This is a genomic window from Streptomyces hundungensis (assembly GCF_003627815.1).
GTDB classification, from domain to species: Bacteria; Actinomycetota; Actinomycetes; order Streptomycetales; family Streptomycetaceae; genus Streptomyces; species Streptomyces hundungensis_A.
On sequence record NZ_CP032698.1, the window covers coordinates 7,444,774 to 7,471,277 of the forward strand.

A 26,504-nucleotide genomic window follows, 5' to 3' on the forward strand; every position below is an offset into this window, starting at 1 on the left:
CAGGCTGAGGTGGCCTGCACTGGCCCGCACCGAGTAGTTAGGGGCGCGGGGAACTGCGCGGGCCGGGGTCGAGTGGGCTAGGGGGCTCGTCTCAGCCGCGGGTGGTGGGGGCCGGGAGGGGGACGCCCGGGCAGGTGGTGTCCTTGGGTGGCAGGACGCCGTCCAGGAGGTAGTTCTCGACGTGGGCGTCCGCACACGCGTTGCCCGTCTGGAACTGCCCGTGGTCCCCGTCGTCCACGGTGACCAGACGCGAGCCCGCGAGACCGCGGTGGACCCGCAGCGCCCCCTCGTAGTACGTCGCGGGATCCATCGTGGAGTTGAGCATCAGGACGGGCGGCAACCCCTTGCCGGTCACCTCGATCCGCGGTGCGCCGCTGCGCGGCCAGTTCGCGCAGACCGCCGCGAACGTCAACTCCCGTGCCCCGGCAAGGGGGTTGGTGCGGGTCGCCTCGGCGCTCTTCTCCACCCAGTAGCGACGGTCCCGCTTCCACGGCGTGTCGCCGCACGTGACGGCGGAGAAGTCGGCGAAGTAGGGCGCGCTCATGACCGGCTGCAAGTCCTCGACGGCGTCCTTCCTCGCCTCCTCGGACGCGCCGTCGGGGTTCTCCAGCAGACCCATCATCGCGGCGAAGTGCGGGAACCCCCGGCCGGCGTTGTACACCGCGTTCGTGGCCGCGGCGTCCAGGTGGTTCGGCGTGACGCGGGTGCCTTCCAGGTCGAGCGGATGGTCGCGCAGCGCGGCCCGCAGCCGCTCGTAGGACGCCTTGGCCTCGGCGGGGGTGCGGCCCTGGTGGTAGGTCGCGTCGTTCTTCGCCAGCCACGGCAGGAAGTCGCCCTCGAACCGGCGCTGGAAGCTGAGCGGCTGGCCCACCAGGAACGCCTCCCAGCCGCGCGTCAAGTCCACCGTGCTGTCCAGCACGACCCGCTCGACGCGGCGCGGGAACTCGGTCGCGTAGTACGCCCCGAGGACGGTGGCGTAGGAGGGCCCGTAGTAGGAGATTTTGTCCGCGCCGAGCAGCGCGCGGTACAGGTCCATGTCGTGCACCGCCTGGTCGGAGGTGATGTACGGCAGCAGCCCGCCCGAGTGGCGCTCGCAGTCCGCCACGAAGTCACGGGCCCGGTCGAACGTGGCACGGATCGCGGGTGCCGAGCGGTCCCGCAGATCGCCGCTGGAGAAGAAGGCGTCGACCGTGGCCTGGTCCGAGCAGACCACGTTGGTGCTGGCCCCGACCCCGCGCTGGTCGAAGCTGACGATGTCGTAGGCGGCCGCGAGTTTGGGGCTCAGGCGGGCCAGGTTCGCCGGGCGCTTGTACCCGGACGAGCCGGGCCCGCCCGCCGCCATCATGAGCACGCCACGCTTCGTGGCCGGGTCGGTCGCCCGGTGCCGCGACACCTGGATGCTGAGGCCGGGCCCGGCGCTCGGGTGGTACCAGTCCCGGGGCACGGCCATGGTGGCGCACTCCAAGGTGGTGGACACGCACGGCTGCCAGTCGAGGTGCTGGAGGCGGTAGCGGTCGGGCACGGACGCGGTGGCGGTGGTGGCGGCGCTCGCCGCCGTGCCGGGCAGCGCCGCGGTGGCGAGCAGCCCGCACGCGACGGCCGCGGCCCATCGGGCCGGCTTCCTGAACAACTGCATGGATCTGTCTCCCCGTTGGGATTCGTTTTCCCGGTGGTGCGTCGGTCGTATCGATCGTCCACCGCCCCCACCCCCCGTCTCGATCCCGCCACCACCCCGATCGGGGGTGGTACGTGTGCCACCCCGAAGGTGGCCCAGGGGTGACGACGCGCGGCCCGGCGCCCATCGCCACCCGCCCGGCCGTCAGGGCGCGAGGGTGTTCCAGAACATCGACTCGTACCTCTGGAGCAGCCGGCCGTAGTGCGCGCCGCCGCCCACGCCCTCACCGTGCTCGTCGTCCGAGCCGCTGGCGACGGCCGCCACCGCCCTGCGCTCCAGTTCCGGGGCGGGCGACGCGAAGAAGTCGAAGAAGCCGCACGCCTCGTCGTCGAAGCCGTACCGGGCCCGCAGCGCCACGGCCAGGCGAGAGCAAGAGCCGCCCCAGGCAGCGAAGTTGGCGGTCAGGGCAAGCGCCACGCCCGGCGGCTCCCCGTTCAGCGCCAGCCACGCCACATACGCCGGATAGGCCTGACAGCCCGCCGCGGGCCGGTACTGCCCGATGGTTTCCGGCGTGAGCCCGCAGGCGCTCTCGTACGCCCCGAGCCGTTCGAGCGCCAGCGCCTCGCCCTCGGCGAGCATGCCGAAGAACTCCGCGCACGCCGTGCCGCGGCCCGAGCGTTCGGCCAGGTGCGTGAAGGCGCGGCGGTCGGCGGCGATGATGTGGCGCTGCTCCAGGGCGAGTTGGGCGAGTGCGGCCCGTGGCGCCGTGCCGGCCTCGACGAGCGGCACGAGGCGGTTGTCGTCCGCCGAGGGGGCGAGGTCCGCGGAGGTCGCCGCGATGATCTCCTGGGCCGTACGCGTCTGACGAGTCATGGGGGACCCTCTTCGCAGGTCTGGCGGTGCGGTCCCGGCCAGCGTCTCACGCGACGCCGCCCGCCATCTGACGGTCCGTCGGCGTGGCCCGCGGGCGTCCGGTCGTCGACGCACCGGCCGGTGCGGCCCTCCGTCACCCGGCGACGGACGGAGAGCGCTGCCTTCGTCTGCGGTCACGGGTCCTGTCGCGCTGCGGCCACAGCAGGACGTACGCCGTGGACACGAGCACGAAGGCCAGCCGGATCAGGCCCCGCGCCGCGTCGTGCGGCACCGCGAACACGCTCCCGTACAACGTCAGCAGGGCCAGCCAGCTCCACCACGGGACCAGTCTGCGCTGCCCGATCACATCCCACAGCAGGGTGCCGAGCAGCACGGACGCCGTGTAGTACGTGTAGACGCTGGGGTCCAGGACGATCCGCGCGTTCGCGCCGAGCAGCACCACCGCGGCCCACCGCCCCCGCCACACCGCGACGGCCCCGAGCAGCAGGCCGAGCGCCGCCTGCGCGGGCCGGTCCCAACCCGGTGTCTCCGCGTCGGCCACCCCCAGCCAGCGCAGCGCGGACGCGGGCTGGTTGGGTATCGCGAAACCGGCGGCCGACATCGAGTGCGGGTTGCTGAGGAAGAACGGCGCCCAGGCGACGGCGAGCACCGCGGCACACCACAGCCCCGCCCGCAACCACTGGTGGCGGGGCAGCGCGAAGAGCAGCGCGGCGAACGTCACCGCCGTCGGCTTGGAATCCATCGCGAGCGCCAGCCACACCCCGGTGCCCACCGCACTGTCACGGGTCACCGAGCGCACCGCGAGCGCGGTGAAGAACAGGGCGAGGACGTCGTCGAGATGGCCGAAGCGCACCGACACCTCGATCCACATGGGGATGAAGGCGAGCCCCGCGATCAGGACCCGCTGCCGCAGCCGCTGGTGGTTGGTGCCGGTGCCCAGGAAGTACCAGGCGGCGCTGCGCCCGGCGAGCACCACGATCACCAGGCCGAGCACCGACATCAGGAGCGCCGCGAGGAACTGGCCGGTCCGCTCGGGGAACGGGTTGAACAGTCCCGCCGTCAGGAAGCTGACGGGACCCATCTGGAGCTCGGGGTGGTGGGCGTATAGGTTGAGTCCGCCGGTGCCGTCACCGGAGGGGCCCTGGTAGATGAGCTCGCCGCCGGCCCGCAGATAGTGCCAGGAAAAGCCGCCGTTGGGTTCCACGACGGCGAACCAGAGCGCGGTCCAGGCGGAGAGCAGGATCAGATGCATCCTCTGACTGATGGCCGGCACGTGTGTTCAGCTCCTGTTTCCCTGCCCGATGCGAATGACGTTCCGTGGAGCGCGCGGGGGCCCCGGGGAAAGATGTCATGCGGCGCAGGTTCGTTCTCACACGGGGCCACATGTGCCACTCGCCACACGCCGCCGGGCCCGAAGGGTCGGCCGCTGCCATGATGAGGATCATGACCGAGGACAACGGATACCTCCTGGACAACCGGCGGACCGAGGCGGGCGAGCGCTTCGAGGCCCTCTCCGCCCTCTTCGACGGCTCGACGTTCCGCCACCTCGACGCCCTGGGCCTCGGCGCCGGGCAACAGGTGTGGGAGGTGGGCGCCGGCGGCCCGTCCGTGCCGCTCGGCCTGGCCAGGCGGGTGGGGCCCGAGGAGCGGGTGCTCGCCACCGACCTCGACACCGGATGGCTCGGCGGGGTCACGCTGCCGGACTGCGTCGAGGTCCGGCGGCACGACGTCGGCCGGGACGAGGCGCCTTCGGGCACCTTCGACTTCGTCCACGCGCGTCTGGTCCTGGTCCATGTCGGCGACCGGGACCGCGCCCTGCGCACCATGGCCGCGGCGCTGCGCCCCGGCGGCGTCCTGTTCGTCGAGGACGCCGACCCCGCGCTCCAGCCGCTGCTCTGCCCCGACGAGTACGGCCCCGAACAGGAACGCGCCAACCGGCTGCGCCGGGGCTTCAGGGAACTCCTCGCCGAACGCGGCGCCGATCTGTCCTACGGTCGCAAACTCCCGCGCCTGCTAAGGGAGTTGGGCCTTGAGGAGGTGGAGGCCGACGCGTACTTCCCGGTCACCTCGCCGGCCGGCGCGGTCCTCGAAGCGGCGACCGTGCGCCAGGTCAGGGACCAACTCGTCGAGCGGGGACTGGCGGACGACGAGGAGATCGAGCGCCATCTGGCGAGCGTCGCCGCCGGCCGCCTCGACCTGGCGACCTCGCCCATGATCTCCGCATGGGGCCGCCGCCCGAGCTGAGCACGCGGGCGGCGGCGCGGATCGGCGGCTAGGCCGCCGTGTCGTAGGTGTAGTAGCGGGTGTGGTCGAGCATGTCCGCCGGGGTCACGTTGTTCCACGGCCGCATCGTGTCGTGCAGATCGACCACGTCCCGCGTCCCCGCCGCCGGCAGATACGGCGAGCGCGGGTGCCTGGCCTGCCACTGCGACCAGAGCTTGTCGACGAACGCGTGGTGCATCCAGAACACCGGGTCGTTGGGCGAGGCCCCCGTCGCCATCTGGCCGCCGACCCAGACGTGGACGCGGTTGTGCAGATTGACCCCGCGCCAGCCCTCCAGATGGTTGCGGAAGCCGTCGGATGCGCTGTTCCAGGGCGCCATGTCGTACGTCGCCATGGCGAGGACGCCGTCGACCTCGGCTCGGGTCGGCAGCTGGGCGACGGCGGCGCCGAGCGCGCGGCGCAGATAAGTGCGGCCGTCCACACGGACGTTGACCGGCCAGTTGGCCGCCTCGAACGCGAACGGACCGTCCATCACCTGGCCGTCGCGGCTGCGCCCGGTGCCGCCGAGGAAGTCGGCCGCCCACAGGCTGGCGGCCGGGGTGCGGTCGACCGTCCAGTCCCAGTACGGCACGGTGACCGACGCGTCGACGGACTGGAGGGCCTGCTCGAACTCGATGAGGAATCTGCGGTGCCACGGCAGGAAGGACGGCGAGCGGTGGCCGACCCGGTCGCCGGTGTCGGTGTCGCTCATGATGAAGGCGTTGTGGGTACGCACGAAGGTGTCGTACCGTCCGTCGCGCTTCAGCTGGAGCAGCGCGTCGATCAGACGGCGCTTCTCGGCGGCGGTGAGGTCCGCCTGGTTCTTGCGAACGGCCATGGCTGTGCTCCTGGTTGGGCTGGATACGGGCGGGGCGGCGGCGTGCGGATCAGACGAGGGGGACCAGGGCGGCGCCCTGGAGCTCGACCACGGCGGCACGCGCGACGGCGCGGGGCGTGGCGAACGTCTCGTAGTGGTTCACGACGCTGATCCAGGTGCCGTCGGCGTTCCGCATCACATGCAGTTCTTGGCCGTCTATCCGCACGGAGTAGCCGCCGCCGTGATGCATGTGCCCGGCGCCGGGCAGGCCCTGTATGCGGCGCCCCTGGAAGACCTCGTCGAAGGCCTCGGGCGCGTCGTGCGCCGCGTCCGAGGCGGGGCGGGTGCTCAGGGGGGCGGCGTGGGCGCTGCTCGCGAGGGCGAGTGCGGTGAGGGTGCCGGCGGTGACGCCGATGGCCTGGCGGCGGGTGGGTCGGGACGGTTCGGACGGTCGAGGCATCGCAATCCCCAGGGTGGTGCGGTCGGTTGGCGCGCACGCGAGCACCGGGAAACAGTCGACCGGCCTGGTCACGGCCGTGCTGCCCGGCGAAGCTGTGCGCCTCCATCCCTACCGGCAGGGGGCGGTTCGCAAGAAGGGGCGGGCAATTGGTTGGCCGCTATGCGGACATGTCCAGATTCGAAGTGCAGTGTTCAATGACGGGGATCTTGTCGGCGGGGCCGCGTCAGCGGGCCGGGCGTGAAGATTCTCCCTGAAATATGCCAGTAGCGTGAAGATCTTGTTGCGTTGACGTGTCCCATGTGTCCGGCCTCACGCGGAAAAGGTGACCGGAAACGCCCGTCCGTCCTCCCGGGTGCGGGCGTTGGTGAACACCCCCGACGCAGGGCGCTACCAGGAGCGATCGAGGGGGCAAGGCCTGGGTGTCGGCGCTCTGTCGGGCGCTGTCGGCGCGGTGTCGGTGGGGCTCGGCACCGTGGGAGAGGTCCGGCCGGGTGCCCACCCGGCCGCGCTGTGAAGGGAACTCTCATGCATGACGTAGTGATCGTTGGGGCCGGCCCGGTCGGTCTGTTCCTCGCTTGCGAGCTCGGCCTCGCGGGCTGTTCGGTCCTGGTGCTGGAGCGCGAGCCCCAACCCCAATCCCCGTTCAAGGCCGAGCCGTTCGGGATGAGGGGCCTGTCCGGGGCGTCGGTCGGGGCCTTCTACCGCCGGGGGCTGTTACCCCAACTGCTGTCCGCCTCCGGCATGTCCGAGGATCCCGGCGCTCCCACCGCCTCGCCCCTGCGCGGGGCGGGCCACTTCGCGGGCATGATGCTCGACCCGGCCCGGATCGACGTCGACTCGCTGCCCTATTGGCTGCCCAGCCCGGCGCCGCGGAGTCTGCGGACCCACCTCGAAGCGGTCGAGACGGTGCTGTCCGAGCGGGCGTCCGGGCTCGGGGTGGACATCCGGTACGGGGTCGCGGTCACGGACGTGACCCAGAACGAGCGGGGCGCGGTGGCCCACGCCGGCGGACACACGTATCCGGCGCGCTGGCTCGTTGGCTGTGACGGCGGACGCAGCACGGTGCGCAAGCTCGCCGGCTTCCCATTCGAGGGAACCGAGCCGCAGTTCACCGGCTACTCGATGCAGGTCACCGTCGCCGTCCCGGAGAAGCTGGACTTCGGATTCCATCTGACGCCGCAGGGCATGTACCTCCGGCTCCTGCCGGGACACCTCGCCATGATGGACTTCGACGGCGGCGCCTTCGACCGCTCGCGGCAGCCCACCCTCGACCACCTCCAGTCGGTACTGCGCCGTGTCTCGGGCACCGATGTGACGCTGAGCGAGGTCCAGCTCGCGACCACCTTCACCGATCGGGCCATGCAGGCGACGACCTACCGGCAAGGACGCGTGCTGCTCGCGGGGGACGCCGCCCACATCCACTCCCCGCTCGGCGGGCAGGGACTCAACCTCGGCATCGGCGACGCCATGAACCTGGGCTGGAAGCTCGCGGCGACCGTGCGCGGACACGCGCCGCAGGGGCTCCTCGACACCTACACCCGCGAGCGCCGTCCCGTCGGCGCGGCGGTGCTCGACTGGTCGCGCGCCCAGGTGGCGGTGATGCGACCGGGCCCGTACGCCCAGGCGGTCCAGGGCGTGGTGCGCGATCTGATCGGCACCCGCGACGGGACGACCTATGTGTTCGAGCGGATATCGGGAGCGTGGATCCGCTACGACCTGGGCGGTGAGCATCCGCTGGTCGGCCGGGACGCGCCGGACCTCCACCTGGAGGACGGCAGCCGCCTGGGCGACCTGATGGGCGACGGTCGTGGCGTGGTGCTCGACTTCAGTGCCGAGCAATCCCTGCGGCCCGCGGCGAAGAACCGGGAGAGCCGGCTGCGGTACGTGGCCGGCGCGGCCCGGAACGACCTCGGGCTCGGCGCCGTGCTGGTCCGGCCCGACGGCGTGGTCGTCTGGGCGGACGGTCGCACACCGGACCGCCCGGCGTTCGAGGCGGCCGTCAGCGAGTGGTTCGGCGACCCGGAGAGCTGATGAGCAGTCAGGAGCCTTGGCGCGCCGGCCGCCTTCAACTGCCTTGTTCCTGGCCCTATTTCGGCCACCCTCTCGCGGTTCCTTGCCGGAAGGCGGGCCGGCCGGGGGCCACCCCGGCCGGCCCAGCCGTCAGCCCACGCCGCGGGGCAGCACGAGCGACTGGATCTCGGGGAGGGCGTTCCAGTCGTTCGAGGCCACACTGGCGTGGGCGGCGGCGAGCCGGGCCACCCGGGCCCGGGCGTCCGCCGGTGACGGGTTCTTGTCGTCGAGGGCCGGCGCCACGTTCTGGGCGTCGGTCATGACCAGGAAATAGTGGTGGGTGTCGTACCAGGCGGTGTCGACCGTGCCGTTCAGATACGTCGCCGCGTCGCCGTCGAAGACCACGAACCACGGGCGGATCGAGGCATCGGCGTATCGTGAACGGGGGTCCCCCGCCTGGGCGTTGTGGACGGCGGGGAAGACCTGGGCCCGCGCCGTACGGCCCGCCGCCGCGAGGTCGCGCAGATGGCGCGCGTACTCGACGTCCGTCCACAGCGTGTCGGTGGGGTTGCCCTCCTCGACCGTGCCGGGGATCACTTCGAGCATCACCTTGCCCGCGAGTGCCTCACGGCTCGGCCAGTTGCCCGCGTTCGCCGCCTCGTCGAGCGTGGCGTACTGACCGCCGCCCGGCTTGGCGAGCAGATCGGCCGGGCGGAAGACCGCCGGGCCCAGATGGTCGGCGATCGTCTGGTCGAGCTTGTCGGGACCCATGCCGTACGTGGCCTGGAACCCGGCCTTCATCTCCAGCTTGACGACGAGCGGCGGATGGCCGGGGTGGGCGGAGAGCCAGACGCGTATGTCGTCCAGACAGCTCTCCAGGTTCTTGTTCGCACCGCCGGTGTAGAGCTGGGCGGGGGTGGTGGCGTTGACGCAGTTGTTGCTGTTGCCCAGCGGGTTGGAGTGGCTGACCTTCCACTCCTTGGTGATGAAGTCGTCCCACACGTCGAGCTCGATCATCGAGGTGCCGGTGTCGAGGGCCCGGGCCAGATAGGGGAAGGCGGCCGGGTCGTAGGTGTTGTGCAGTCCGGAGACGGTGGCCCCGGACAGGGGCAGGGTCTCGGGCCCCGCCGCGGACGCGCTGCCGCCGGCGCCCGCCGAGGCGAGGGCGAGGCAAGCGGCGAGCGCGCCGAGCAGGGTGGTGCGCGGCCGGGGGGTGAATCGTCTGGGCCGGGGATCCGACACGGGTCCTCCTAGGGGGGTGACACTCCGTCAGGACGCTGTCATCGCCGAGTGAAGCGACGAAGACATGTCAAGTAACACGAGGTGGATTCCTCCTGTCACCCCCCGCGGCCGGATCGGCCGCGCGTGATGCCGGTGCGCTCGCCCTTCAGGCGAACCCGGCACGGTGGACGGCGCGTTGAGGCCGTCCCGGCGGGAGCCGCCTAGAAGTTGAAGACAGCCTCGGAACCGGCGGCCTTCATGCAGGAGTTGGCGTAGGTCTGTACGTAGTTGATCCGCTGGCCGTTCCACACGCCGTCCGCCCGGACGGTGACCGGCTGCCAGATCTTCGTACACAGACGGGGGCCTCCGCTCGCGGCGAGAGCACTGAAGTTGCCCTGGACGCCGCGGAGTTCGGCACACGCGGCGGCGGGTGCCGGGTGGGTGCCGGAGGGGGTGGGGGTGCAGTTGAGGGTGACCGCGCGCTGCACGGAGGCACCCTCGTTGCCGGTTCCGGGCTCGACGCTGATCACCAGCGCCGACGGCGGGTAGAGGCTCATCGGCTTCATCGCGCCGGCCGGGGCCGCGGTCGCACTGCCGAGCCCGGTGCCGACGAGACCGTTCGCCAACAGGGCGACGGTGACGGCACTGACTGCTGCGATCTTCCGCATTTCGAACACTCCTGGGGTTGGATTCCGGAGAACGAACAGGAGTCTCTACCGCTCTGAACCTCTCCGCGCAACGAACCGGACACATTCGGTCACATGTAGTCACGTACCGAAGCCGTGTCGGCGCAGGCGGGCGCATGGACACGCAGGTCGCCGCGCCCGCCAAGGTCGGCCAAAAGAAAGGCATGATGTCGGGTGTGAGGTCGAATTCAAGGCAATCGCAAAACGAATTCTGGGAATCTTAGGCCGAATTGAGGACTGGTCAGTTCGCGCGGACTCGGCGGGGCACCCGGAGCGGGTCCCGGGATTCGATCTTCGCGGGGCTAGGATCCCGGCATGGAGCTTCGACAGCTGCGGTACTTCGTCGCCGTGGTGGAGGAGGCCAACTTCACCCGGGCCGCGGCCCGTCTGCATGTGGCCCAGCCCGGCGTCAGCGCGCAGATCCGCCAGTTGGAGCGCGAGCTCGGCCAGCGCCTGCTCGACCGCGCCGGCGGCTCGATCACCCCCACCGAGGCGGGCGAGGCGGTACTGCCGCACGCGCGGGCCGCGCTCGCCGCCGTCGAGGCGGTGCGCGACACCGTGGACGAGTTCAGCGGACTGCTGCGCGGACACGTCACGATCGGCGTGGTCTCCGGCGCCGTCACCCAGGACTTCGACATCGCACTGGCGCTCGCCGACTTCCACGACGCCCACCCCGAGGTCGAGATCACGCTCACCGAGGACACCTCGGACCGGATGCGGGCGGCGCTGCTCGCGGGCCGGCTCGACATCGCCCTGATCGGCCTCGCGCACGAGGCGCTCCCGGTGGGCCTCTCGCTCGACGTGGTGGTCGACGAGCCCCTGGTGGCGGCCGTCGCCGAGGGCGACCCCCTGCTCACCCCCGGCCGCACCGAGGTCACGCTCGCCGAACTGGCGAGCCGCCCGCTCATCGGCCTGCCGCGCGGCAGCGGGATCCGCGCGGTCCTCGACGGGGCCTGCGCGCAGGCCGGAATCCGCCCGCGCGTCGCCTTCGAGGCCGCCTCGCCCCAGCTCCTGGCCCGGCTCGCCGCGCGCGGCCTCGGCGTGGCCGTCCTTCCCGCACCCGGCGCCGACGCCCCGCCGGGCCTGCGGATCCTGCGGATCACCGACCCGGAACCGCGCGGCCGCATCGCCCTCGCCTGGCGCACCCAAGGCCCCGCGGGCCCGGCGGGCCGGGCCCTGCTCGCCGGACTTCGCACGGCGCTCGCCCAAGCGGCCGCCCCCTCAGGACCTCCGGCGCTCACCGGACCGGCCGCCGGACAAAGGCCCCCGGCGCCGCGGTGACCGGGACGCGGCGCGGGCTCACTCCGTCGGGCGCTTGCGCTCCCTTCGACCCCGGATCGTGCGGCGGCGTACCAGCAGGAAGAGCGTTCCCGCCGCCGCGAGGCCCCCGGCCACCGAACTCGTCAGCGACCAGCCGGGCGCGCCCTCGTCCGCCGCCTCGGGCCTGACCGCCGCGACATGCGCCTGGATCTGCGCCTGGCGGGTGGGCGACTTGGTGGCCCGCACCGGCTCCAATGAGCCCACCGCGTCGACGTTGTCCCAGGCCTTGAAACCCCAGTCGAGCAGCGTGCGGGCCTCCTCGTAGACCGCGTAACCGCCGCCGGCCTGCGGATTCATGACGGTCACAAGGAGGGTGCGCTCACCCTGTTTCGCGGCCGCGATCAAGGTGTTGCCCGCATTGCTCGTATAGCCGTTCTTGATTCCGACGATCCCCGGATAGCGGGCGATCCCGTTGGCGCCCGAGAGCAGCCGGTTGGTGTTCACGATGCCGTACGAGCCGCCCCCGCCGGGGAACTGCGCCCAGGCGGTCGAGCAGTACTCGGCGAAGTCCGGGCGGGCCAGGCCCGCCCGGCCGAACACCGCGAGGTCGAACGCCGAGGAGACCTGGCCCGGGGTGTCGTAGCCGTCGGGCGAGACGACCTCGGTGTCCAGGGCGCCGAGCCGGCGGGCCTTGGCCTGCATCTGGGCCGCCGTCTCCTCCCAGCCGCCGTTCAGGGCGGCCAGTACGTGCACGGCGTCGTTGCCCGAGCTGAGGAAGACCCCGCGCCACAGGTCGGACACCTGATAGGTGTGCCCGGGCTCTACGCCCACCAGACTGCTGCCCGGGCCGATGCCGGCCAGATCCTGTTCGGAGACGGTGTGCCGGTCCTCGGCGCGCAGGTGGGGCAGGGCGGTGACCGCGAACAGCGTCTTGAGGGTGCTCGCCGGAGGCAGCTTGCGATGGGCGTTGCGGGCGGCGAGCACCTTGCCGGTGCGGGCGTCCGCGACCACGTACGCCAGGGCGGAGACGTCACCCGGAAGGGCGGGCGCGCCCGGCCGCAGACTGACCTGCTCGCCCCCCGAGGGACCCGCCTGGGTCGCCGAGGCGGAGCTGTCGGGCGCCGGAGCGAGGCAGCACAGACCGATGGCGGCGGTGGCGGTCAGTGCTGCCATGGAGCGGAATCCGGATCTGATGACCATTCAGCCACCGTAGGAACAGAACGGACATCGCGCAGGTCGGCTTGTGCCGTCCGGCCTACAGGGCGCGTGTCGCGGCGGCCGGACCGGACCGTCCGCCCCTTGTGGCCGGATCTGTTCTCGGGGGCCGGTTCCCTTTGTTCAAGGGAAGGCAATGGTCTAGTCCAAGTCGTTGACGTGTTCCGGCCACCGGCCAATTCTGGGAGCCCCTCCCACCCCCAGGAGACCCCGACATGAAGCCACTTCGTGCTCTCCTCTGCGGCGCCGCCAGTGCCGCGCTGGCCGCGGCCGGGCTCACCGCCCTCGTCGCGGGCCAGGCCTCCGGCGCCCCGGCGAACGCGGCGGGGCTCGGCAGCCGCTGGTACGCCGCCGCGCCCTATCTGATGCCCCTGGACAACGACCCGCCCAGCGCCACCGCCATCATGGACGCCACCGGGCTCAAGGCCTTCCAGCTCGCCTTCGTCCTCGCCCCCAACGGCGGTGGGTGCAGCCCGAGTTGGGGCGGCACGGCGCCCGTCTCCTCGGACACCGCGGTCGCCGCGATCATCTCCTCCATCCGCGCCAAGGGCGGTGACGTCTCGGTCTCCGTCGGCGGCTACGGCGGCACCAAGCTCGGCCAGAACTGCTCCGACGCGGCCTCCACGGCCGCCGCGTACCAGCAGGTCATCACCAAGTACCAGCTCAAGGCGATCGACTTCGACCTGGAGGAGCCGGAGTACGAGAACACCGCCGCCATCTCCCACGAGATCGGCGCCGCCAAGATCCTCCAGCAGAACAACCCCGGCCTGTATGTGTCGGTGACCACGGCCGGGACCGCCGACGGCACCGGCTGGTTCGGCAAGCAGATGCTGAACGAGGCCAAGACCCAGGGCTTCGTGCCGGACAACTTCTCGATCATGCCGTTCGACGGCGGGTTCAGCGGCGCCGCCGCCCAGACGGCCGCGCTGACCGCGTTCAACTCCGTACTCCAGTCCACGTTCGGCTGGTCCGCCGCGACCGCCTACGCCCACGAGGGCTTCTCCGGGATGAACGGACGCAGCGACTCGGGGGAGTACTTCACCCAGAGCGACTTCCAGAGTGTGCTCGACTACACCACCAGCCACGGCATGGCGCGCTTCACCTTCTGGTCCCTCAACCGGGACCGCCAGTGCACCCCGCCCGACAACAACGGCAGGACGTCCGGGACGTGCAGCAGCGTTCCCCAGGCGGCCTGGGACTTCGCCAAGTACTCGGTGCGGTTCGCCGGAGCGACCCCGCCCGACTCGCCCCCGCCCTCGTCCCCGACGCCCTCCTCGCCGACGCCCTCCGCGCCCGGCGGCACCTGCGCGGCGGCGGCCTGGAGCTCCGGCGCGGTGTACACCCAGGGCAACGAGGTCTCCCACCGCGGCCACCAGTGGAAGGCCAAGTGGTGGACGCAGAACGAGGAGCCGGGGACCACGGGCGAGTGGGGGGTGTGGCAGGACGAGGGGGCCTGCTGAGCCTCCCGGAACGCGACGGCCCCCGGGGACGAGGGTTCCTCAGGGGCGTGTGTGCGGCCCCGGCGAGACGCCGTCGGCATCCGGGGTCCGCCGGGGCCCGGAAGTTTTTCCGGACCGGCGGCAACCCCGGGGCCGGCCGGGCGTCGTCAAGGGTGAAGGCGCATGGACCGCGCCTTCCCGTCGACCGTGGAGAAGCACAACGTGACCGTCCCCCAGCACCGTCCCGACCACCCCGTCTCCCGCCGCCCCCGGACCCTCGCCGGCGTCGCGACGGCGACCGGTCTGCTCCTCGCCCTCGCCGTCCCCGCGCTCGCCGGCACCGCGTACGCCGACGAACCGAGCGCGGCGCCCCGGGGCGCGACCGTCGTGGCCGAGCCGAGCTCCGCCCCCTCCTCGCCGGTCAAACGCTCGGGCAAGAGCACCCGGCCCGCGCCCCCGACCGCGCGCCCCGAGGCGAGCGCCCCGCCGACCGAGGGTCCTGCGACGCGGCCCGAGGCGAGCGCCCCGTCCGCCGAGCCCGCCGCCGCCCCCGCCGATCAGAAGGAGCTCGCCCATACTGGTTCGTCCACGACCAACACCGCGATGGGCGTCGGAGCCGGCGCGCTCATCCTGACGGGCGTCGGCGCCCTCTACGCCGTCCGGCGGCGGCAGCGGCAGAACTGAGCACTCGGGCACTCAAGGACCCCGCCCCTCGCAGGAGGAGCGGGGCCACGCCCGCGGTACCCGAGGAACTGATGGAGCACACCGTCGCACCCTGCCCGGCCCTCTTCGCCCCCGCCCGCTCGCCCCCTGGTGGCGCGGGCTGTTGCGCCGTGGCCGGATCGAACCCCGAGCCCTGCGCACACGACCACCGGCGCCCGGTCGGCCGAGCGCGTTCACCGGCGTGTACGAACCCGATGCGGGGCCGCCGACCGTCAGCGAGCTCTACCACGCCCACCGGCTCGCCCTGGTGCGTCTCGCCGTCATGCTGGTCGACGACCGGGCGACCGCCGAGGACGTCGTCCAGGATGCCTTCACCGCCCTGTACCGACGCCACGGCGAGCGCGTCGAGGAGATCGACAACGCCCTCGCCTATCTGCGCACCGCCGTCGTCAACGCCGCGCGCTCGGTGCTGCGCCGACGCCGCACCGCCCGCGGCTACACCCCGCCCCACGAACCGGACGCGCCCTCGGCGGAGGAACGCGTCGTCCTCGACGAGGAGCACCGTGAAGTCCTCGCCGCCCTCGGGCAGTTGACGGTACGTCGGCGCGAGGTGCTCGTCCTGCGGTACTGGAGCGACCTCACGGAGGCGGAGATCGCCACCACCCTCGGCATCAGCCGGGGCTCGGTGAAGTCCATCGCGAGCCGGGCCCTCGACTCGCTGGAGAAGATCCTGGAGGAACGGGCATGAGCGGCCACGGGAACGGGCCCGGCATCCCCGAGCGCCCGGTCGAGCGGCGGCTGCGCGGCGCGCTGGCCGCCCGCGCGGACAGCATCGCGCCCGGCGACCTGCGCCCTGCCGCCCCGCCGGGCCCGCCGCTGCGCCGCGCCCCGCTGGCCCGGCTGCGCCGACGCCGGTTCGCCCTGCCGCTGGCCGCCCTGGCCACGGCCGCGGCCATCGCGGCCGGCTGGTTCACCCTGGCCCCCGGGCCCGACGTACAGCGCCCGCTGCCGGCCGGCTCGCCCGGCCCGGTCCAGCCCCCGCCGACGCCGGGCCCGCCCACCTTCGTCCCGCCGACGCCGGCTCCGGCAGAGCCCCCCGCGGCCCCCAGCCGTACGCCCTCCGTCCACCGCTCCAGGACACCCGGTGCGGGGCCGGTCCCCAACTCCTCGGCGCCGTCGGCCGATCCGGGCAGGGTCGGTTCCGGGCGCGGGTCGACACCGGCCGCGTCCGCTCCGCCGTCCCGGCCACCGGGCCGCTGAGCCTCACCCTCGGCGGGCCGCCCCGCGCGGGCACCCCACAGCGGCTGAGCGTCACACTCCGCGGGCCACCTCGCGCCGACGCCGCCACAGCGCCGCGGGCACCGCGCCCACCAGGGCGAGCGCATCCGGTCCGAGGGCGGCCGCCGTGTTGATCCCGGCCCGGTCGAAGGCGTCCGGGACGGGCAGTGTCGCCCAGCGCGACAGGGGCCAGGCGATCACGAAGGCGCGGCCGACGGCCTGGTCGACCGGGACGAACCCGTGGTTCTTGTCGGCCTGGTGGTAGCGGGAGTCCTCCGAGTCCTGCCGGTGGTCGCCCATCATCCACAGCTTGCCCGCGGGGACGGTGACCTTGAACCGACCGCCCCGGGTGTCGTCGGTGCAGGGCGTGTTCCCGGGGAAGACATACGGTTCGGCGAGCGGCTTGCCGTTGAGCAGCAGGGGGCCAGAGCCCTTGCACTCCACGGTGTCGCCGCCCACGCCGATGACCCGCTTGATCAGGTCGTGCTCGTCGGCCGAGGGCAGGACACCGATGAACGACAGCGCCTTCTGGACGGCGTTCGGGTGTGAAGTGGGCTCCCCGGCAAGCCAGTTGTCGGGATCGTGGAAGACGACGACCTCGCCGCGCTCGGGCTCCGAGCCGAACCACGGGGTCAGTTTGTCGACGAGTACGCGGTCGCCGGGCTGGAGCGTGTTCTGCATGGACTCGGACGGGATGGAGAACGCCTGCACCAGGAACGTCTTGATGAGCAGCGCGAGCACCAGCGCGACCACGACGAGGATCGGCAGCTCCTTCCAGAACGAGCGGTGCCGGGCCGGCCGGGAACGGCGCGGCTCGCCGGAGCCCTCGCCGTCGGCCCGAGCGCCGCCGTCCGCGCCGACCGCTGAATTCCCCACGCGCGCTCCTTCGTTCGTACCTCACCCACGCGCCCGCCGCGTGGAGTCACGACCTGCCCGACGAACGGTAGTTCCCGGCGGCGCGGATCACCGGGGGCCCCGCTCGGTGTTCGACGGCATTCCTGCATCCGAAGGACGCGGCGTACGCGGGGCGGTTCAGGAGGCGGGCTCGGAGGCGGGTTCGGGCCCCTGCATGTGCTCGCTGATCCACTGGATGAGTCCGCCGTTGGCCATGTTCGGCACATAGGTCTTGGCGTTGTGGCCGCCGCCCTGGATGACGCTGAGCTTCGTCTTGACCGGGCCCTTGCTGTACTTGGCGATGAACTCCTCGATCTTCGGCTTGGCCTGCGCGTCGGAACCCACGGTGCCGACCTGGAAGGCCAAATAGACGTCGGGGCTCTTCGCGGCGATCAGCTTCTGGGCGAGGAGGTTTGGGTTGTTCTCCGCCTTTTCCTTGTCGTGCCCCGCCCACAGCCGGGAGTCGGGAACGATGTCGGGGCCGGAGGCGATGACGGCCTTGAACTGGCCGGGCTTCTGCAACACGCTCTTGAGGCCGGCGAACCCTCCGGTCGAGGAGCCCATGAACGCCCAGCCGTCACGGGACTTGACCGTACGGAAGTTGGCCTTGATGAGGTCGGGAACGTCCTCGGTGAGCCAGGTGCCCATCTTGGGCTGGCCGGGAATGTCACTGGCGTCCCAGTACAGGCCGCCCGTGTCCGGATGGGGGTTGAGGATCGGCATCGCCAGGATGAAGGGGAGGCTCTTGCCCTCCTTGGACCACTGGGAGATGCTCGCCTCCAGCTTGAGGTCCGTGCCCATCCAGTAGTTGGAGGGGTATCCGGCGCCGCCGGGCAGCGCGACCATCACGGGGAAGCCGCTCTTGGCGTACTTGGGGTCCTTGTACTCCGGCGGGACCCAGACCCAGACCTTGCCCGTGAAGCCGGACTTCTTGCCTTCCAGGGTCGTCACGGCGATCTTGGTGCCGTTCTCGGGAACCGTGCCGGCCACGGTGAACTTGGCCTCGGGACCGGTCGGCATGAGCACCTTGGAGTTGGCCGCCCTGCCCTTGTCGCCGCCGGGCTTGTCGCCCCCGCCGCCGTCCTGCCCGAAGCTGATCGCGTCGCCCTTGTCGGAGAAGACGTCGAAGTAGTTCAGGACGGGCCACGCGATCAGGCCGAGCACGGTGACGGCGACCACGCCGAGTATCCAGCGCTTGGCGCGCCTGGCCCGGCGGTGGCCCCGAGACTGGTAGGCCCCGTGGCTGGGGTGGGTCATTGCGATCGCTCCGGGTGGTTCTGTGGCCCAAGGGCATGCCTGTTCGTTCCACCAGGGCTGATGGGCGCGAAGGGGCAAAAGGTTCCGGATTTGTCTTACAAATCTTCTGAAAGTGACCGATCCGCTTCGGCAAGGACCGTGCGGGCCCCGCCGTCCACCCCTCCATCCTCCGCCCGCCCCGCGAACCGCCCGCCCTACGAGCGGCGCCCTTCCCTCAGGGGCGCAGTCCATGACGTACCCAGACATTGGGTTCCACATAGCTCACCCGGTCATGGCGGGTGTCGCACTCCACCGGGACCAGGGCCGCGGGGACCTCGATCTCGCCGTCCCGGTCGAAGGGGAGGCCGGTCCAGCGGCGCCACTCGGCCGGGGTCCCGCTCACCGTCATGGAGGCGGGGGCCGCCTTCTCGATCGTGCCGCCCGCCTTGACGTGGACCCGCAACCAGGGATCGGCGGGCAGCCCGTCGTCCCTGACCTCGCGCAGGTACTCGGCCATGGGCAGCCGGGGCCGCAGGTGTTTGGCCGTCGGCCGTACCGGCGCGACCAGAGCGGCGAGCCCCTGGCGGCCGACCGCCTCGCGCATGGCGGCCAGCATCCGGTAGGAGAGGCCGCGCCCCAGGTGAGCGATGTCGATGGTGATCTCCAGGGCGCTCGCCGTGGTCACGGGTCGGCCGCGCCGGTGGTCGTCGAACGCCCACGCCAGGACCTGGTCCCAGCCACGCTCCGGCATCTCCTCACGTCCTTCGAGCGCCGCGTTGAACGGGACGCTGAAGCCCCGGGCGACCACCCGGCCCCCTTCGGTGGCGATCACGCAGTACTGCGGAAAATCCTCGGGGACCCGGGCGAGCAGGGCGTAGCCGACCAGGTCCCGGGCGATGAACTCCGGCCAGGTGTCGTCGATGTCGTAGACGCGGGTGGCCAGTTCGGGCCGCTCGGCGAGGGTGCTGATCTCTATGTCGTCGCTGTGAGTCACGAGCGGGACCCTGCCAGAAGGCGCAGGACCCCGCCAACGTTTTCCGCCCCGCGCGGACACGCCGTGGCAATCCCGGGCCCGGCGCGGGCGGGGGCGGATGCTTGTTTCTGCTCGTCCGATGGGAGCCATTGACAAGAACGAGCGTCAGTACTGCACTGGCGGGTGCCCCCCGGCAGGCTCACGCCGGCGGGAATCGGCACCTTCCCTGCCTCCTACGCATCCCGCCCGGGCCGCGAACGGCCGGGCCAGGAAAGGAATCTGTCGTGCCGTCACTTCCTACCCGGCGCCGGAGACTCGTCGCTCTGCTGGCCGCCTTCCTGGCCGTCCCGCTGACCGCGACCGGAGCTCTCGCCGCCGGAGCCCGGGCGACGACCGAGGCCGTTGCCCACAGCCGGCCGCTCGCCGTCACGCCACCCATGGGCTGGAACAACTGGGCGCACTACATGTGCGACATCAACGAACGGACCGTGGTGCGCAACGCCGACGCGCTGGTCTCCTCGGGCCTCGCCGCCAAGGGCTACGACACGGTCACCGTCGACGACTGCTGGATGGCCAAGAGCCGTGACGGCGCGGGCGCTCTCGTGGCGGACCCGGTGCGCTTCCCGCACGGCATGGCGTGGCTCGGGTCCTATCTGCACGCGCGCGGGCTGAAGTTCGGCATCTACGAGGACGCGGGCTCGGCCACCTGCGAGGGATATCCCGGCAGCGGCCGGCCCCAGGGCGGCGGCCCCGACCACTTCGCCCAGGACACCGACACGTTCGTGTCCTGGGGCGTCGACTACCTCAAACTCGACGGCTGCAACATGTACGTCGCCCCGGGCCAGACCAAGGAAGCCGCCTACCGCCAGGCGTACGACACCCAGGCCGCGGCGCTGCGGGACTCCGGGCGGGACATCGTCTTCTCCGAGTCGGCGCCCGCCTACTTCCAGCCGGACCAGGAGTGGGGCACCCGGGACTGGTTCTCGGTGCTCTCGTGGGTGGGCCAGGACGGCCAGCTCTGGCGCGAGGGCACGGACATCGTGGTGTACGACCCGCGCAAGCCCGATGCGAGCCGCTGGGCGAGCGTGCTGCACAACTACGGCTACAACCGTTGGATCGGCCGTTACGCCGGGCCCGGCAACTGGAACGACCCGGACTTCCTGCTGGCCGGCGACCCCGGTCTGACCGCGGAGGAGTCGCGCAGCCAGGTGGCGCTCTGGTCGATGATGGCCGCCCCGATGATCCTCTCCTCCGACGTGGCCGCCCTCACCCCGGCCGGGCTCGCGGCCCTGTCCAACGACGGGCTGCTCGCGGTCGACCAGGACCGTCTGGGGCGCCAGGCCGGGGTGGTCGCCACCAACGGCACCACCGATGTCCTGGCCCGTCCGCTCGCGGGCGACGACCGTGCCGTCGCGGTGCTGAACCGGTCCTCCTCGGCCCGGAGCGTGACCACGAGCCTCGCCTCGATCGGCCTTCCGGGCTGCACGGTGAGCGCCAAGAACCTGTGGACCGGGGCGCGTTCGACCACGTCCACGGCGCTCACCGCGACCATCGCGGCCCATGGCACCGCGATCTGGCGGCTCACCCCGGACGCCGACTGCGCTCCCGCCGTGCCCACCGGGCAGTTGACCGGCAACGGCGCCAACTGCGCGGACGTGTCCAACGGCGATACCGCCGACGGCACCCCGGTGGCCCTCCGGCCCTGCACCGCCCGTGCCAACCAGCGCTGGAGCCTGGCCGACGACTCCACCGTACGGGCGCTCGGCAAGTGTCTGACGGCGAGCGGTTCCCGTGCCGGGAGCCCCGCCGTCCTGTCGTCCTGCACGGGCGCGGACGGCCAGCGCTGGACCAGCGACCGGGACGGCATGCTGGTCAACGCCGGATCCGGTCTGTGTCTCGACGTGTACGGCGGTGGCACGGCGAGCGGCACCAGGATCGACACCTGGAACTGCGGCGATCACCAGGCCAACCAGACCTGGGCGCTGCCCGTGTGAGGGACGGCCTCAGAGGGCCGGGGCGAGCTCCTGGCGCACGCTGATCGCGTCGAGGCGGATCGTGACCCCCGCGGTGTCCTCGGCGCCCAGCGACAGGAGCCTCGCCCGGTCGAGGGCCACGGTCACCTCGACCCGGAAGGCGACGACACACAGCCGGGGGCCCGTCTCCTCGTCCTGGAGGGCGAAGAGGAGGTGCGCGAAGTAGCGGGTGCAGTCCGTGCCGTCCGTGCCGTCCTGGAAGGAGAGGTGCGGCGCCCCCTCCTGTGCGTCGAGGCCGATGAACACCCCGGCCAGCGCGGCATCCGCCTTCTCCCAGAAGGCGGGGTTGGCGAAGGGTTCGACCAGGGCCTGGCGCACGGCCTGCTTCAGGGTGAGGACCATGACCTGGAGGGGCGCGGTCTCCTGGAGGCCGAAGCCGGGGATGATCTTGACGACGGTGCTGTTCGGCAGGGCCCGGGCCGCCGACCGCACGGCCGCGAAGTCGAAGTCGCCCACGGCGGGCGCGATCGCCTCCTGAAGGGCCGCCTCGGTGGCCCGCACCCGGTCCAGCGCGTCCGGGCCGACTTCGACGACCGTCCTGAAGGCGGCCCTTGTGCTGATGGCCCGGTCAACCATGGCTGCTCCCGCGGGGATTGGAAGTGATCAATCGTGGAGGTGATCGATCAGAGACGCGTCAGTATGCACAAGTGGTCCCGAACGGGCGGAGCGGTCTCACATTCCGTACGTGAAGAGCCCCGCACGAGTCACCAGTTGATCAACCGTGACCGACGGTTACCAGTCGCACCTCTTTGACCTGCGTAAACCACGGAAAGTGACACCCGTCACCTCGCGTGACTTTTTCGGCATGTTCCCCGCATACCGGGGAAGGGGCGTCGATGGCCCTTTCCCAGCACCGCATCGGAGGATCCGAAACATGCCCGAACTCTTCATCGACGGCCAGTGGAAAGCCGCCGTCGACGGGCGGACCCGTGAGATCCGGTGTCCCGCCGACGGCACCCCGGTCGCCACCGTCGACGAAGCGGGCCCCAAGGACACCGCCGCCGCCATCGCCGCGGCCCGAGCCGCCTTCGACCACGGACCGTGGCCGAGGACGGCCCCGGCCGAGCGCGGTGCGCTTCTGCTGCGCGTCGCCGAACTGCTCGTCCGCGACAAGGAACTCCTCGCGCGCGCCGAATCCCTGGACACCGGCAAGCGCCTGGTGGAGTCCCGCTACGACATGGACGACATCGCCAACTGCTTCCGCTACTTCGCCACCCTCGTCGCCGCACAGGGCGCGGGGCGTGTCGTGGACACCGGAAACCCCGTCGTCGACAGCCGCGTCGTCCACGAGCCGGTCGGTGTCTGCGGGCTGATCACGCCATGGAACTACCCGCTGCTCCAGACCGCCTGGAAGGTCGCCCCGGCGATCGGTGCGGGCAACACCTTCGTCCTCAAGCCCAGCGAACTCACCCCGCACACCGCCGTTCACCTCATGAAGCTCCTGGACGAGGCGGGACTCCCGGCGGGCGTCGCCAACCTGGTGCTCGGCGCGGGCGCCGAGGCGGGCGCGCCGCTCGCCGAGCACCCCGACGTCGACCTCGTCTCCTTCACCGGCGGCCTGGTGACCGGCCGCCGCATCATGGCGGCCGCGGCGCCCACCGTGAAGAAGGTCGCCCTCGAACTCGGCGGCAAGAACCCCAACGTCGTCTTCGCCGACGTCGCCGTGACCGAGGCGGGCTTCGACGCCGCCGTGGACAACGCGCTCACCGCCGTGTTCCTGCACTCCGGGCAGGTCTGCTCGGCCGGCACCCGGCTCCTGGTGGAGGACGCGCTGCACGACCGGTTCGTGGACGAACTCGTGCGCCGCGCCCGGCTGATCCGACTCGGCGGCCCCTTCGACGACCGCGCCGAGACCGGACCGCTGATCTCCGCCGCCCACCGCGACAAGGTCGAGGCGTACGTCGCCGCAGGAATCGCCGAGGGCGCCGTGCTGCGCTGCGGTGGCGAGCGCCCCAACTCGCCTGATCTGCAAGGCGGTTACTACTACCCGCCGACCATCCTGGACGAGTGCCGGGCCGATATGAGCGTCGTGCGGGACGAGTCCTTCGGGCCGGTCCTGACCGTCGAGCGCTTCACCGACGAGGACCAGGCCGTGCGCCTGGCCAACGACACCGTCTACGGACTGGCCGGCGCGGTGTGGACCACCGACGAGGCCAGGGCCCGGCGCGTCGCGGCCGGGCTGCGGCTCGGCACCGTATGGATCAACGACTTCCATCCGTATGTCCCGCAGGCCGAGTGGGGTGGTTACAAGCAGTCCGGGACGGGGCGCGAGCTCGGACCCGCGGGCCTGGCCGAGTACCAGGAGACCAAGCACATCTGGCGCAACACCGCCCCCGGACCCCAGCGGTGGTTCGAGAGCTGACCGGCTGATTTCACGACCGGCCGCCCTCCCGGGACGGCCGGTCACCGCACCGTGCCCCTCCTGCATCCCTGCCTACTTGGAGTCTGGTCATGAGCATGACGAAGGATGACGACGATCTCCGGGAGTTCGGTTACAGACCTGAACTCAAGCGCACCCTCGGCAACTTCCACACCTTCGCCGCCGGCATCAGCTACATCTCGATCCTCACCGGCACCTTCCAGCTGTTCTACTTCGGCTTCGGCTTCGGCGGCCCCGCCTACTGGTGGTCCTGGCCGCTGGTCTTCGTCGGCCAGCTGATGGTCGCCCTGTGCTTCGCCGAACTCGCGGCCAAGTACCCGGTGGCGGGCTCGGTCTACAACTGGGCCAAGAAGCTCGGCGGCCCGCATGTCGGCTGGCTGGCCGGCTGGATGATGCTGATCGCCTCGATCGTGTCGATCGCCGCGGTGGCCCTCGCCTACCAGGCGACCCTGCCGCAGATCTCCAAGGTCTTCCAGATCGTCGGCGACGGCACCGGCACCTACGACGTCGCCACCAACGCCGTGATCCTCGCCGCGGTGCTCATCCTCTTCACCACCCTGGTCAACGCCTTCGGCGTCAAGCTGATGGCACGCATCAACACCGCCGGCGTCTTCCTCGAACTCGTCGCCACCGTCGTCCTGATCGTCCTCTTCGCCGTCCACGTCGTGCGGGGCCCCTCCGTCGTCCTCGACACCCACGGCCACGGCGGCAGCGGCGGCTTCGGCTACATGGGCGCCTTCCTCACCGCCGCGCTCGCCTCCGCCTATGTGATGTACGGCTTCGACACGGCCGCCTCCCTCGGCGAGGAGTCCGTCGACCCGTCCCGCAACGCGCCGCGCGCCATCCTGCGGGCGCTCCTCGCCTCGTTCGTGCTCGGTGGACTGATCCTGATCCTCGCCCTGATGAGCGTCAGCAGCCTCGACGGCAAGGGCATCACCAGCGACGGCCTCCAGTACGTCGTCCTCGACGTACTGGGCGACACCGGCGGCAAGTTGATGCTCTGGTGCGTCCTGATCGCGGTCACCGTCTGCGCGCTCGCCGTGCACACCGCGGCCATCCGCCTCGCGTTCGCGATGTCCCGGGACAACAACCTGCCGGCCGCCTCCCTGATGGCCAAGGTCAGCCCGCGCTTCCAGACCCCGGTGCTGCCCGCCGTCGTCATCGGCGTCCTGGCCCTCGCGATCCTGCTGGTGAACATCCGCCAGCCGCAGATCTTCTCGGTGGTCACCAGCATCGGCATCATCATGATCTACGTGGCCTATCTGCTGGTCACCGGTCCCATGCTGGTCGCGCGGCTGCGCGGCACGTGGACCCCGGCCGGCGACGGCAAGTTCTCGCTCGGGCGCTGGGGCCTGCCGGTGAACATCCTCGGCGTGCTGTGGGGCGGCGCGATGACCGTCAACCTCGCCTGGCCGCGCGCCGAGGTCTACAACGCCACCGCCCCCTACCACTGGTACCTGCGCTGGGGCGCCTTCCTGTTCGTCGGAGCCGTCCTGCTCGGCGGCTTCGCCTACTACTGGTTCGTCCAGCGCCACAAGACCGGCGTCCTGTCGAGCCACGCCGCATCGGAGAACGAAAGTGAGTCGCAGACCCATGCCGACACAGTCCACACAGCCCACTGAAACCCCCGCCCGCACCGAGGAGTTCGACTACGTCGTGGTCGGCGGCGGCACGGCGGGCAACGTGGTCGCGGCCCGGCTCAGCGAGGACCCCTCGGTGACGGTGTGCGTCCTGGAGGCCGGCCCCTCCGACGTCGGCGACGACAACATCCTCCAACTCGACCGCTGGATGGGCCTGTTGGAGTCCGGCTACGACTGGGACTACCCCGTGGAGCCGCAGTCCCACGGCAACAGCTTCATGCGCCACGCCCGCGCCAAGGTGCTGGGCGGCTGCTCCTCGCACAACTCCTGCATCGCGTTCTGGGCGCCCGCCGAAGACCTCGACGCCTGGGAGGCGGCGGGCTGTACCGGCTGGGGCGCGGCCGACATCTTCCCGCTCTACCAGCGCCTGGAGACCAACGACGCCCCCGGCGACCACCACGGCCGCAGCGGCCCGGTGAAGATCCGCAACGTCAAGTCGGCCGACCCGTGCGGCGCCGCCCTGCTCGAAGCCTGTGCCCAACAGGGCATCCCCACCACGCAGTTCAACACCGGCAAGACCGTGGTGCGGGGTGCCAACTGGTTCCAGATCAACTCCGACGAGAACAACATCCGCCAGTCGTCCTCGGTGGCCTACCTCCACCCCGTGATGGACAAGCGGCCCAACCTCGTCGTCCGCACCGGGGTGCGCGCCAAGAAGCTCCTCATCGACGGCAACCGCCGCTGCACCGGCGCCGAGTACCTCGACCCGGACCTCATCCACACCCGCACGGTGACCGCCCGGCGCGAAGTCATCGTGTCCTGCGGCTCGATCGACACCCCCAAGCTGCTCATGCTGTCGGGCATCGGACCCGCCGCCCATCTGCGCGAGGTGGGCGTGGACGTCCTGGTGGACGCCCCCGGCGTCGGCGAGAACCTCCAGGACCACCCCGAGGGCGTCATCATGTGGGAGGCCAAGCAGCCCATGACGACGGCCTCCACCCAGTGGTGGGAGATCGGCATCTTCGCCGACACCCGACCCGGCCTGGAACGCCCCGACTTGATGTTCCACTACGGCCAGGTGCCGTTCGACATGAACACCGCGCGGTACGGCTACCCCACCACCGAGAACGCGTTCTGCCTCACCCCCAACGTGACGCAGGCCAAGTCGCGCGGAACGGTACGGCTGCGCACCCGCGACTACCGCGACAAGCCGATGGTCGACCCGCGCTACTTCACCCACGAGCACGACGAGCGGGTCATGACGTACGGCCTGAAGCTGGCCCGCGAGATCGCGGCGCAGCCGGCGCTCAGCGGCTGGGCGGGCGCCGAACTCGCCCCGGGCCCGGACGTACGCACCGACGACGAGCTGCTCGACTACATCCGCAAGACCCACAACACCGTCTACCACCCCGCGTCCACGGTGAAGATGGGCGCCGACGACGACGCCATGGCGCCCGTCGACGCGCGGCTGCGGGTCAAGGGCATCGACGGACTGCGGGTCTGTGACGGTTCGGTCATGCCGGAACTCGTCACGGTCAACCCGTGCATCACCACCATGGCGATCGGCGAGAAGTGCGCCGACCTCCTCAAGGCCGACGCGCGCTGACCC

The 26,504-nt window shown here is 71.6% G+C and carries 23 protein-coding genes; 11 read left to right on the forward strand and 12 right to left on the reverse strand.

Annotated features, from left to right (window positions below; genetic code table 11):
• Positions 1 to 91: 91 nt before the first annotated feature.
• The 3 genes from DWB77_RS33120 to DWB77_RS33130 form a co-directional block, all read right to left on the reverse strand.
• Positions 92 to 1,636: an alpha/beta hydrolase gene (locus tag DWB77_RS33120; RefSeq protein ID WP_120725891.1), complete on the reverse strand. Its 1,545-nt coding sequence runs from the start codon at positions 1,634 to 1,636 to the stop codon at positions 92 to 94.
• A gap of 183 nt (positions 1,637 to 1,819) precedes the next feature.
• Positions 1,820 to 2,488 carry a transcriptional regulator gene (locus DWB77_RS33125; protein ID WP_120725893.1) on the reverse strand — a complete coding sequence of 223 codons (669 nt, stop codon included), beginning with the start codon at positions 2,486 to 2,488 and terminating at the stop codon, positions 1,820 to 1,822.
• A 133-nt stretch (positions 2,489 to 2,621) separates the two neighbouring features.
• Positions 2,622 to 3,761: a hypothetical protein gene (locus DWB77_RS33130; RefSeq protein WP_428985171.1), complete on the reverse strand. Its 1,140-nt coding sequence runs from the start codon at positions 3,759 to 3,761 to the stop codon at positions 2,622 to 2,624.
• Between the two features lie 170 nt (positions 3,762 to 3,931).
• On the opposite strand from DWB77_RS33130, the gene DWB77_RS33135 reads away from it, so the two are divergent.
• Positions 3,932 to 4,732: a class I SAM-dependent methyltransferase gene (locus tag DWB77_RS33135; protein ID WP_174248661.1), complete on the forward strand. Its 801-nt coding sequence runs from the start codon at positions 3,932 to 3,934 to the stop codon at positions 4,730 to 4,732.
• A gap of 28 nt (positions 4,733 to 4,760) precedes the next feature.
• Here DWB77_RS33135 and melC2 read toward each other — a convergent pair whose 3' ends face one another.
• The gene (gene melC2, locus DWB77_RS33140) at positions 4,761 to 5,588 is read right to left on the reverse strand and encodes a tyrosinase MelC2 (RefSeq protein ID WP_120725897.1); all 828 of its coding nucleotides are present in this window, start codon (positions 5,586 to 5,588) and stop codon (positions 4,761 to 4,763) included.
• A 49-nt stretch (positions 5,589 to 5,637) separates the two neighbouring features.
• Positions 5,638 to 6,027: an apotyrosinase chaperone MelC1 gene (gene melC1, locus DWB77_RS33145; RefSeq protein ID WP_120728517.1), complete on the reverse strand. Its 390-nt coding sequence runs from the start codon at positions 6,025 to 6,027 to the stop codon at positions 5,638 to 5,640.
• A gap of 525 nt (positions 6,028 to 6,552) precedes the next feature.
• On the opposite strand from melC1, the gene DWB77_RS33150 reads away from it, so the two are divergent.
• A complete protein-coding gene (locus DWB77_RS33150) occupies positions 6,553 to 8,058 on the forward strand; it encodes an FAD-dependent monooxygenase (RefSeq protein ID WP_120725899.1) in 1,506 nt (501 codons plus the stop codon).
• A gap of 129 nt (positions 8,059 to 8,187) precedes the next feature.
• Here DWB77_RS33150 and DWB77_RS33155 read toward each other — a convergent pair whose 3' ends face one another.
• Entirely contained in the window at positions 8,188 to 9,279 is a 1,092-nt protein-coding gene (locus tag DWB77_RS33155) for a phosphatidylinositol-specific phospholipase C domain-containing protein (RefSeq protein ID WP_120725901.1), read from the reverse strand.
• Positions 9,280 to 9,479: 200 nt separating this feature from the next.
• Positions 9,480 to 9,926 (reverse strand): subtilase-type protease inhibitor, encoded by a 447-nt coding sequence (locus DWB77_RS33160; protein WP_120725903.1) that lies wholly within the window; start codon positions 9,924 to 9,926, stop codon positions 9,480 to 9,482.
• 333 nt (positions 9,927 to 10,259) lie between these two features.
• Between DWB77_RS33160 and DWB77_RS33165 the strand changes: the two genes are divergently transcribed.
• Positions 10,260 to 11,225 (forward strand): LysR family transcriptional regulator, encoded by a 966-nt coding sequence (locus tag DWB77_RS33165; RefSeq protein WP_120725905.1) that lies wholly within the window; start codon positions 10,260 to 10,262, stop codon positions 11,223 to 11,225.
• 18 nt (positions 11,226 to 11,243) lie between these two features.
• Here the strand turns inward: DWB77_RS33165 and DWB77_RS33170 are convergent, their stop codons facing one another.
• The gene (locus tag DWB77_RS33170; protein ID WP_120725907.1) at positions 11,244 to 12,404 is read right to left on the reverse strand and encodes a D-alanyl-D-alanine carboxypeptidase family protein; all 1,161 of its coding nucleotides are present in this window, start codon (positions 12,402 to 12,404) and stop codon (positions 11,244 to 11,246) included.
• Between the two features lie 230 nt (positions 12,405 to 12,634).
• Between DWB77_RS33170 and DWB77_RS33175 the strand changes: the two genes are divergently transcribed.
• From DWB77_RS33175 to DWB77_RS33190, 4 genes are all read left to right on the forward strand, one after another.
• The gene (locus tag DWB77_RS33175) at positions 12,635 to 13,879 is read left to right on the forward strand and encodes a carbohydrate-binding protein (RefSeq protein ID WP_120725908.1); all 1,245 of its coding nucleotides are present in this window, start codon (positions 12,635 to 12,637) and stop codon (positions 13,877 to 13,879) included.
• 162 nt (positions 13,880 to 14,041) lie between these two features.
• Entirely contained in the window at positions 14,042 to 14,542 is a 501-nt protein-coding gene (locus tag DWB77_RS33180; RefSeq protein ID WP_120725910.1) for an LPXTG cell wall anchor domain-containing protein, read from the forward strand.
• A gap of 91 nt (positions 14,543 to 14,633) precedes the next feature.
• Entirely contained in the window at positions 14,634 to 15,269 is a 636-nt protein-coding gene (locus DWB77_RS33185; RefSeq protein ID WP_120725911.1) for a SigE family RNA polymerase sigma factor, read from the forward strand.
• Entirely contained in the window at positions 15,266 to 15,781 is a 516-nt protein-coding gene (locus DWB77_RS33190; protein ID WP_120725913.1) for a hypothetical protein, read from the forward strand. Before DWB77_RS33185 ends, DWB77_RS33190 begins: the two co-directional genes overlap by 4 nt.
• Before the next feature lie 51 nt (positions 15,782 to 15,832).
• On the opposite strand, the gene lepB is transcribed toward DWB77_RS33190, so the two are convergent.
• From lepB to DWB77_RS33205, 3 genes are all read right to left on the reverse strand, one after another.
• Positions 15,833 to 16,675: a signal peptidase I gene (gene lepB / locus DWB77_RS33195; protein ID WP_120725915.1), complete on the reverse strand. Its 843-nt coding sequence runs from the start codon at positions 16,673 to 16,675 to the stop codon at positions 15,833 to 15,835.
• A 156-nt stretch (positions 16,676 to 16,831) separates the two neighbouring features.
• Positions 16,832 to 17,950 carry an alpha/beta hydrolase gene (locus tag DWB77_RS33200; protein ID WP_120725917.1) on the reverse strand — a complete coding sequence of 373 codons (1,119 nt, stop codon included), beginning with the start codon at positions 17,948 to 17,950 and terminating at the stop codon, positions 16,832 to 16,834.
• A 214-nt stretch (positions 17,951 to 18,164) separates the two neighbouring features.
• Positions 18,165 to 18,923 carry an N-acetyltransferase gene (locus DWB77_RS33205; RefSeq protein ID WP_120725919.1) on the reverse strand — a complete coding sequence of 253 codons (759 nt, stop codon included), beginning with the start codon at positions 18,921 to 18,923 and terminating at the stop codon, positions 18,165 to 18,167.
• 263 nt (positions 18,924 to 19,186) lie between these two features.
• On the opposite strand from DWB77_RS33205, the gene DWB77_RS33210 reads away from it, so the two are divergent.
• Positions 19,187 to 20,896, forward strand: coding sequence for a glycoside hydrolase family 27 protein (locus tag DWB77_RS33210; RefSeq protein WP_120725921.1), 1,710 nt, complete (start codon positions 19,187 to 19,189; stop codon positions 20,894 to 20,896).
• 9 nt (positions 20,897 to 20,905) lie between these two features.
• On the opposite strand, the gene DWB77_RS33215 is transcribed toward DWB77_RS33210, so the two are convergent.
• Positions 20,906 to 21,511 (reverse strand): Type-2Aa cytolytic delta-endotoxin, encoded by a 606-nt coding sequence (locus DWB77_RS33215; protein ID WP_120725923.1) that lies wholly within the window; start codon positions 21,509 to 21,511, stop codon positions 20,906 to 20,908.
• A gap of 298 nt (positions 21,512 to 21,809) precedes the next feature.
• Here DWB77_RS33215 and DWB77_RS33220 point away from each other — a divergent pair, with 298 nt between their 5' ends.
• The 3 genes from DWB77_RS33220 (at position 21,810) to DWB77_RS33230 (ending at position 26,501) form a co-directional block, all read left to right on the forward strand.
• On the forward strand, positions 21,810 to 23,297 hold the full coding sequence (locus DWB77_RS33220) for an aldehyde dehydrogenase family protein (protein WP_120725925.1): 1,488 nt from the start codon (positions 21,810 to 21,812) through the stop codon (positions 23,295 to 23,297).
• 89 nt (positions 23,298 to 23,386) lie between these two features.
• Positions 23,387 to 24,937: an APC family permease gene (locus tag DWB77_RS33225; RefSeq protein ID WP_120725927.1), complete on the forward strand. Its 1,551-nt coding sequence runs from the start codon at positions 23,387 to 23,389 to the stop codon at positions 24,935 to 24,937.
• Positions 24,909 to 26,501: a GMC family oxidoreductase gene (locus DWB77_RS33230; protein WP_120725928.1), complete on the forward strand. Its 1,593-nt coding sequence runs from the start codon at positions 24,909 to 24,911 to the stop codon at positions 26,499 to 26,501. The genes DWB77_RS33225 and DWB77_RS33230 overlap by 29 nt, the downstream gene beginning before the upstream one ends.
• Positions 26,502 to 26,504 lie beyond the last annotated feature (3 nt).

Excerpts from the sequence above, each read along its gene's own strand:
- DWB77_RS33150 (WP_120725899.1), top strand. The coding sequence starts at position 6,553 with ATGCATGACGTAGTGATCGTTGGGGCCGGCCCGGTCGGTCTGTTCCTC.
- DWB77_RS33175 (WP_120725908.1), top strand. The coding sequence starts at position 12,635 with ATGAAGCCACTTCGTGCTCTCCTCTGCGGCGCCGCCAGTGCCGCGCTG.
- melC2 (WP_120725897.1), bottom strand. The coding sequence starts at position 5,588 with ATGGCCGTTCGCAAGAACCAGGCGGACCTCACCGCCGCCGAGAAGCGC.
- DWB77_RS33200 (WP_120725917.1), bottom strand. The coding sequence starts at position 17,950 with ATGACCCACCCCAGCCACGGGGCCTACCAGTCTCGGGGCCACCGCCGG.
- DWB77_RS33125 (WP_120725893.1), bottom strand. The coding sequence starts at position 2,488 with ATGACTCGTCAGACGCGTACGGCCCAGGAGATCATCGCGGCGACCTCC.
- DWB77_RS33225 (WP_120725927.1), top strand. The coding sequence starts at position 23,387 with ATGAGCATGACGAAGGATGACGACGATCTCCGGGAGTTCGGTTACAGA.
- melC1 (WP_120728517.1), bottom strand. The coding sequence starts at position 6,027 with ATGCCTCGACCGTCCGAACCGTCCCGACCCACCCGCCGCCAGGCCATC.
- DWB77_RS33165 (WP_120725905.1), top strand. The coding sequence starts at position 10,260 with ATGGAGCTTCGACAGCTGCGGTACTTCGTCGCCGTGGTGGAGGAGGCC.
- DWB77_RS33120 (WP_120725891.1), bottom strand. The coding sequence starts at position 1,636 with ATGCAGTTGTTCAGGAAGCCGGCCCGATGGGCCGCGGCCGTCGCGTGC.
- DWB77_RS33190 (WP_120725913.1), top strand. The coding sequence starts at position 15,266 with ATGAGCGGCCACGGGAACGGGCCCGGCATCCCCGAGCGCCCGGTCGAG.
- DWB77_RS33215 (WP_120725923.1), bottom strand. The coding sequence starts at position 21,511 with ATGGTTGACCGGGCCATCAGCACAAGGGCCGCCTTCAGGACGGTCGTC.
- DWB77_RS33160 (WP_120725903.1), bottom strand. The coding sequence starts at position 9,926 with ATGCGGAAGATCGCAGCAGTCAGTGCCGTCACCGTCGCCCTGTTGGCG.
- DWB77_RS33230 (WP_120725928.1), top strand. The coding sequence starts at position 24,909 with ATGCCGACACAGTCCACACAGCCCACTGAAACCCCCGCCCGCACCGAG.
- DWB77_RS33180 (WP_120725910.1), top strand. The coding sequence starts at position 14,042 with ATGGACCGCGCCTTCCCGTCGACCGTGGAGAAGCACAACGTGACCGTC.
- DWB77_RS33135 (WP_174248661.1), top strand. The coding sequence starts at position 3,932 with ATGACCGAGGACAACGGATACCTCCTGGACAACCGGCGGACCGAGGCG.
- DWB77_RS33170 (WP_120725907.1), bottom strand. The coding sequence starts at position 12,404 with ATGGTCATCAGATCCGGATTCCGCTCCATGGCAGCACTGACCGCCACC.
- DWB77_RS33220 (WP_120725925.1), top strand. The coding sequence starts at position 21,810 with ATGCCCGAACTCTTCATCGACGGCCAGTGGAAAGCCGCCGTCGACGGG.